This window comes from Streptomyces sp. CRN 30 (genome assembly GCF_034105845.1).
Window position 1 is genome coordinate 1 of sequence record NZ_JAVRHI010000053.1, and the last position, 6,216, is coordinate 6,216.

A 6,216-nucleotide genomic window follows, 5' to 3' on the forward strand; every position below is an offset into this window, starting at 1 on the left:
CGTCTCTTCCCGGCGGCTGCGCCAGGAGTTCCCCGACCTCGTCCGCCACTACTGGCGGGCACAACGACTCTGGTCCGGCTCGTACTTCGCCGGTTCCGTCGGCGGCGCACCGCTCAGCATCGTGAAGCAGTACATCGAGCAGCAGAACCGGCCGCTCCGACCTGGGCCGAGGTGAACAGTGCGGATCCGTGCACACAGCTGAGGTCAGAGCAGCTCTCAGACTCGCTTCACCACGGGGCTGAAGCCCGGTGCACTGCGAATAGTCCCGGTAGCTAAGCGGTGCACGCGCGCGCGTGGGGGACCCGGTGTCCTCCCACGCGCGCGTGACCAGCGATCATCGCGGTGACGCCGGGGTACGCGCCCCGGACGCGACCGGAACGGAGCCCGCGATGCCCTTCGCACGACTCGCCTCGGCGACCACGCCCACCTGTCACCTCGGTCTCGGCCTGGCCGCCGTCGGCCGCCCCGGGTACATCAACCTCGGCCGTGAGCGGGACCTGCCTGCCGGCCGCAGCGTCGAGGCCCTGCGCGCCCGCAGCCACGAACTCCTCGATGCCGCCTACGCCCAGGGCGTGCGCTACTTCGACACCGCCCGCTCCTACGGCCGCGCGGAGGAGTTCCTCGCCGGCTGGCTGGGCGCCCGCCCCGACATCACCGACGTGGTGATCGGCAGCAAGTGGGGCTACACGTACACCGCGGACTGGCGCACCGACGCCGAGCACCACGAGGTCAAGGACCACACCGTCGCCACGTACGAGCGGCAGCGCGCCGAGACCGCCGCACTCCTCGGCGACCGGCTCGACCTCTACCAGATCCACTCGGTGACCCCGGACAGCCCCGCCCTCACCGACGCGGCCCTCCACGCCCGGCTCGCGGAGGCCGCGGCCTCCGGCGTCACCATCGGCTTCTCGACCAGCGGGCCCGCCCAGGCGGACGCGATCCGCGCCGCGCTCGCCGTGACCGTCGACGGCGCGCCCCTCTTCCGTACCGTCCAGTCCACGGTCAACGTCCTGGAGACCTCGGCCGGGCCCGCGCTCGCCGAGGCGCACGACGCCGGGCTCACCGTGATCGTCAAGGAGGGCATGGCCAACGGCCGGCTCACCGCGGCGCACGCTCCGGAGCCCGTGCGGGACATCGCCGCGCGGGCCGGGGCGGGCGCCGACGCGGTCGCCCTCGCCTTCGTGCTCCGGCAGCCCTGGGCGGACGTCGTCCTCTCCGGTGCCGCGACCACCGAGCAGCTCGCCTCCAACCTGCACGCCGCCGCCGTCGACCTCGACGAGGAGCAGCTCGCCCGGCTCGCCGCGCTCGCGCAGGAGCCGGGCACGTACTGGGGACAGCGCGGACAGCTGCCCTGGCACTGAGCGACCTCGCGGGACGTGAGACGCGAACGCCCCGCATGAGACATCAGAGTCTCATGCGGGGTATGGTTGTCTCATGGCTTTCGACCGTCACCACGTGCTGCGCGCCGCCGCCGCACTTCTGACCCGTAGATCCACCGCCACCATGGACGAGGTCGCCAGGGCGGCGGGGATCAGCCGGGCCACGCTCCACCGGCACTTCGCCGGGCGGGACGCGCTCGTGCGCGCACTGGAAGCGCTCGGCATCGCCGAGTGCGAGGCCGCCCTGGACGCGGCCCGGCTGGACGAGGGGCCCGCGCGGGACGCCGTCGTCCGGCTGGTGCGCGAGATGGAACCCGCCGCGGAACTGCTCGCCTTCCTCTACTCCGAGAACCAGCTGTTCGAGGGCGAGGAGCAGAACCAGGGCTGGGCCCGGATCGACGAGCGGATCACCGCCCTGTTCCGGCGCGGCCAGGAGAGCGGCGAGTTCCGCATCGACCTCACCCCGGTCTGGCTCACGGAGGCCCTGTACGGGCTGATGGCGGCCGGCGCGTGGGGCGTCATCGACGGTCGGGTGGCCGGCAAGGACCTCAAGTCCAACATCGTCGAGCTGCTGCTCGGCGGCGCACTGCGGAGAGAGGAATCATGACCGGCATAGAGCAGCGGACGGCCGCCGTGGAGGGGACGGAGGCACGCCGCGGGCGCTGGCTCGCCCTCGGCGTGCTCGTGTTCGCCGTGCTGCTGGTGGCCGTCGACGCGACCGTCCTCGGTCTCGCCACCCCGTACATCAGCGAGGACCTGAACCCCTCGGGCAACCAGCTGCTGTGGATCGGGGACGTCTACTCGTTCGTCATCGCGGGCCTGCTGGTCTCCATGGGCAGTCTTGGCGACCGCATCGGCCGCAAGAAGCTCCTGCTGGTCGGTGCCACGGCGTTCGGCGCGATGTCCGTGCTCAACGCCTACGCCACGACGCCGGAGATGATGATCGTCTCGCGGGCGCTGCTGGGTGTCGCGGGCGCCACCCTGATGCCCTCCACGCTCGCCCTGATCCGCAACATCTTCCCCGACCCGCGCGAGCGCAGCCTCGCCATCGGCATCTGGGGAGCGACCACCTCCGCCGGTGCGGCGGTCGGCCCGGTCGTGGGCGGCGTGCTGCTCGAACACTTCTGGTGGGGCTCGGTCTTCCTGATCAACCTGCCGGTGATGGCCGTGCTGGTGCTGGTCGGCGTCCGGCTGCTGCCCGAGTCGCGCAACCCGGCGCCCGGACCGTGGGACCTGGCCAGCGTCCTGCTCTCGCTCGTCGGCATGATCGCCGTGGTGTACGCCATCAAGGAGGCCGCGTCGCACGGGCCGTCCGCGGGCGCCCTGGCCGCCGCCGTCCTCGGCGTGGTCGCGCTGTACGGCTTCGTACGGCGTCAGCTCACCCTGCCCGCGCCCCTGCTGGACATGCGGCTCTTCCGCCACCGCGGGTTCTCCGGCGCCGTCGTCGCGGACCTGCTGACCATCCTCGGCCTGTCCGGGCTGGTGTTCTTCCTCTCCCAGTACCTGCAACTCGTGCAGGACAGGCGGCCGCTGGAGGCCGGGCTCGCCGAACTGCCCGCCGCCCTCGGCGCGGTGGTGGCCGGACTGGTCGCGGGCCGGGCCGCCCGGCGGTTCTCCGTACGGGCCGTGGTCGCGGGCGGGCTCGCCGCCGTGGGCCTGGCGCTCGGCTCCCTCACGGTGCTGAGCCAGTCGACCGGCTATCCGCTGCTCGGCGGCGCCCTGCTGGTGGTCGGCCTCGGCGCGGGCTTCGCGTTCACCGTGACCGCCGACGTGATCCTCTCCAGCGTCCCCAAGGAGCAGGCGGGTTCCGCGTCCGCGGTGTCCGAGACCGCGTACGAACTGGGCGCCGCCCTCGGCATCGCGCTGCTCGGCTCGGTCGTGACCGGCGTCTACCGGGGCTTCACGGCTCCGGCGGGCACCCCGGAGGCCGCGCACGAATCCCTCGGCGGCGCCACCGAGGTGGCGTCGGCCCTGCCCGCGGACAGCGCGGCGGCCCTCATGGCGGCGGCCCGCGAGGCCTTCGTCGACGGCCTCAGCCTGGCGGCCGGCGCCGGCGCCGCGGTCCTGCTGTCCGCCTCGGTGGCGGCCTGGTTCCTGCTGCGCGGCCAACGGCTGGAGGAGCGGCCGGAACATCCCTGACCCGGGCGCCGGGGCGCGCCAGGGTCAGGGCGCGGGCCGGAGCCTCACGGGCAGCCGCCGACTGCCGGCCGACGACCGCCGGTCATGACGAAGCGGGTCCGTCGCCATCGCGACGGACCCGCTGTGCAGTGCGGCCCGCGGAGCGCTACGCCGCGTCCTTGGCCTTCGTGGCGTACATGTCCACGTACTCCTGCCCGGACAGCCGCATGACCTCCGCCATCACGGAGTCGGTCACGGCGCGCAGCACGTAGCGGTCGCGGTCCATGCCGTCGTAGCGGGAGAACTCCATCGCCTCGCCGAAGCGGACGGTGACCCGCCGGCCCCGCCCGAGCCGCGGCAGTCCGGCCCCGCCGGGCTGGATCTTGTCGGTGCCGATCATGGCGAACGGGACGACGGGGGCGCCGGTCATCAGCGTGAGGCGGGCGATGCCGGTGCGCCCCCGGTAGAGGCGGCCGTCGGGGGAGCGGGTGCCCTCCGGGTAGATGCCGAACATCCTGCCGTCCTCCAGGATCCGGCGCCCGGTCATCAGGGCCGCGACACCGCCCCGGCCGCCGTCGCGGTCGACGGGGATCATGCCGACCCCGGTGAAGAACCAGGCCATCAGCCGGCCCTTGAGCCCCTTGCCGGTGACGTACTCGTCCTTGCCGATGAAGCACACCTGCCGGTCGCAGACCAGCGGCAGGATCATCGAGTCGATGAAGGTCAGATGGTTGCCGGCGAGGATGACCGGGCCGTCACCGGGAATGTGCTCCGCGCCCTCCACCCGGGGGCGGAACATCAGGCGCATGATCGGTCCGAGCACTGCCTTGATGAGCACGAAGCGGGACAACGGGCCCTCCGACGTCAAGTGGTTCGATATGAGTCTGTGCAGGTGAGGACCATACTCGCGGTCCCCCGGGTCGCGCACATCGGGTTCACGCGACGGATACGCACTGTTGACGTACGTTAACCTGCGCTTTGTGCCCGATGGGCGCTTACGCACCCGCACGGCACTGTGACGGACATCGCGTGCGAGGCCCTCCGCACGGGTACCCGGAACGGCCCCGCCCAAGCCGACGCCCCGTCAGGTCCCCCGCCCCGCGCGGCACTCGCGTACGACACCCAGCGTGACCCGCGTGTTCCCGTCCAGGCCTCCCGCCCGTCACCGCGCGCCACCTACGATCGTCCCGCTTCGGCAGGCGCAGGACGACGCAGGGCAGTTCGGGAGGAGTGCCGCAATGGGGACGCAGGAGTCGCAGGGTTCGCAGGAGTCGTACGGGCAGCGGGGCCGGGGAGCGGGGCGGCGGACGCTGCTCGGAGCCGCGGTGCTCGGCACGGGCGGCGCGGTCGTCGGACTGCCCGGTGTGGCGAGAGCCGGTGAGCGCCACGGCAGCGGCGGCGGATACCGCAAGCTGCCCGAACTGACGATCGTCGCGCACCGCGGAGCCAGCGGCTACCGGCCCGAGCACACCCTCGGGTCCTACCGGTTCGGCCTCGACATGGGCGCGCACGTCATCGAGCAGGACCTCGTGCCGACCAAGGACGGCCACCTCGTGTGCCGGCACGAGAACGACATCACGGGCACCACCGACGTCGCCGACCACCCCGAGTTCGCCGGCCGGAGGACCACGAAGGTCGTCGACGGGGTCTCCTACACGGGCTGGTTCACCGAGGACTTCACGCTCGCCGAACTGAAGACGCTGCGCGCCACGGAGCGCATCCCCGGCACCCGCCCGCAGAACACGCTCTACGACGGCCGCTGGGAGATCCCCACCTTCGAGGAGGTGCTGCGCTGGGCGGAGCAGGAGTCGCGCCGGCGCGGCCGGGAGGTCTGGCTGTACGTCGAGACCAAACACCCCACGTACTTCCGCAAGCTGGGCCTCGGCCTGGAGGAGCCGCTCGCGAAGCTGCTGCGCAAGTACGGGCGCCACAGGAAGAACTCCCCGGTCATCCTGCAGTCCTTCGAGCCGAGCAGCATGGAGCGGCTGAACCGCCTGGTGGACAACCCCCTCGTCGTCCTGCTGTCCGGCGCGAACACCCGCCCCTGGGACTTCGTCGAGGCGAACGACCCGCGCACGGTCGCCGACCTGGTGAAGCCGGAGGGGCTGCGCCGGATCGCCTCGTACGCGCAGGGCCTCGGCCCCACCCTCGACCTGGTGATCCCCAGGGACGCGAGCGGCCGGCTGGCCCGGCCGACCACGCTCGTCGACGACGCGCACGACGCCGGTCTGGTCGTGCACCCGTACACGCTGCGCAACGAGAACATCTTCCTGCCCGCCGACTTCCGCGAGGGCACCGACCCGGCGGCCTACGGCGACGCCTTCGGCGCGTTCCGCGCCTACTTCGCGACGGGCATCGACGGCATCTTCACCGACAACCCCGACACGGGCCTCCTCGCCCGCGAGGACTTCCTCGACGGCTGATCCGGCGTCAACCGATGACCGCGACGCCCCGGACGGGGTGATTCCCGCCCGCCCCGGCAACTCGCCGCCGGGGCGGGCGCGTCCGGTCGCACATGACCCACGAGATCGTCGCCGCCCTGCGCCCGCTGCTCCGTGCCGAGGCCCGCGCCGAGGCACACGCGGCCGGGACGGAGGCGGCGGACCTGGAGCAGGCCGTCTGGCTGCGGCTGCTGGAACGCCTGGACGCCGACGGCCCGCCCGACGATCCGGCCGACTGGCTGCGCGGTGCCGTCCGGGCCGAGGCGCGCCGCACCCGC

General features: G+C 72.9%; 6 protein-coding genes and 1 pseudogene. 6 read left to right on the forward strand and 1 reads right to left on the reverse strand.

Annotation, left to right across the window (positions count from 1 at the left end; translation table 11 throughout):
* The 4 genes from UW392_RS05185 to UW392_RS05200 all read left to right on the forward strand — a co-directional run.
* The coding region (locus tag UW392_RS05185; protein ID WP_320773670.1) for a transposase at nt 1-175 on the forward strand (175 nt) is incomplete at its 5' end.
* A 214-nt stretch (nt 176-389) separates the two neighbouring features.
* Nucleotides 390-1,361, forward strand: coding sequence for an aldo/keto reductase (locus UW392_RS05190; protein WP_320773665.1), 972 nt, complete (start codon nt 390-392; stop codon nt 1,359-1,361).
* Between the two features lie 73 nt (nt 1,362-1,434).
* Nucleotides 1,435-1,986 carry a helix-turn-helix domain-containing protein gene (locus UW392_RS05195; protein WP_320773666.1) on the forward strand — a complete coding sequence of 184 codons (552 nt, stop codon included), beginning with the start codon at nt 1,435-1,437 and terminating at the stop codon, nt 1,984-1,986.
* Nucleotides 1,983-3,518 (forward strand): MFS transporter, encoded by a 1,536-nt coding sequence (locus tag UW392_RS05200; protein WP_320773667.1) that lies wholly within the window; start codon nt 1,983-1,985, stop codon nt 3,516-3,518. The genes UW392_RS05195 and UW392_RS05200 overlap by 4 nt, the downstream gene beginning before the upstream one ends.
* A 145-nt stretch (nt 3,519-3,663) precedes the next feature.
* On the opposite strand, the gene UW392_RS05205 is transcribed toward UW392_RS05200, so the two are convergent.
* Nucleotides 3,664-4,347: a lysophospholipid acyltransferase family protein gene (locus UW392_RS05205; protein ID WP_320773668.1), complete on the reverse strand. Its 684-nt coding sequence runs from the start codon at nt 4,345-4,347 to the stop codon at nt 3,664-3,666.
* Between the two features lie 388 nt (nt 4,348-4,735).
* Between UW392_RS05205 and UW392_RS05210 the strand changes: the two genes are divergently transcribed.
* On the forward strand, nt 4,736-5,920 hold the full coding sequence (locus UW392_RS05210) for a glycerophosphodiester phosphodiesterase (RefSeq protein ID WP_320773669.1): 1,185 nt from the start codon (nt 4,736-4,738) through the stop codon (nt 5,918-5,920).
* Between the two features lie 92 nt (nt 5,921-6,012).
* A pseudogene (locus UW392_RS05215) lies at nt 6,013-6,216 on the forward strand (sigma-70 family RNA polymerase sigma factor); the annotation flags it as partial.

What these genes read in the sequence shown, in the direction of transcription:
- UW392_RS05190 (WP_320773665.1), top strand. Translation starts at nt 390, where the DNA reads ATGCCCTTCGCACGACTCGCCTCGGCGACCACGCCCACCTGTCACCTC.
- UW392_RS05195 (WP_320773666.1), top strand. Translation starts at nt 1,435, where the DNA reads ATGGCTTTCGACCGTCACCACGTGCTGCGCGCCGCCGCCGCACTTCTG.
- UW392_RS05200 (WP_320773667.1), top strand. Translation starts at nt 1,983, where the DNA reads ATGACCGGCATAGAGCAGCGGACGGCCGCCGTGGAGGGGACGGAGGCA.
- UW392_RS05210 (WP_320773669.1), top strand. Translation starts at nt 4,736, where the DNA reads ATGGGGACGCAGGAGTCGCAGGGTTCGCAGGAGTCGTACGGGCAGCGG.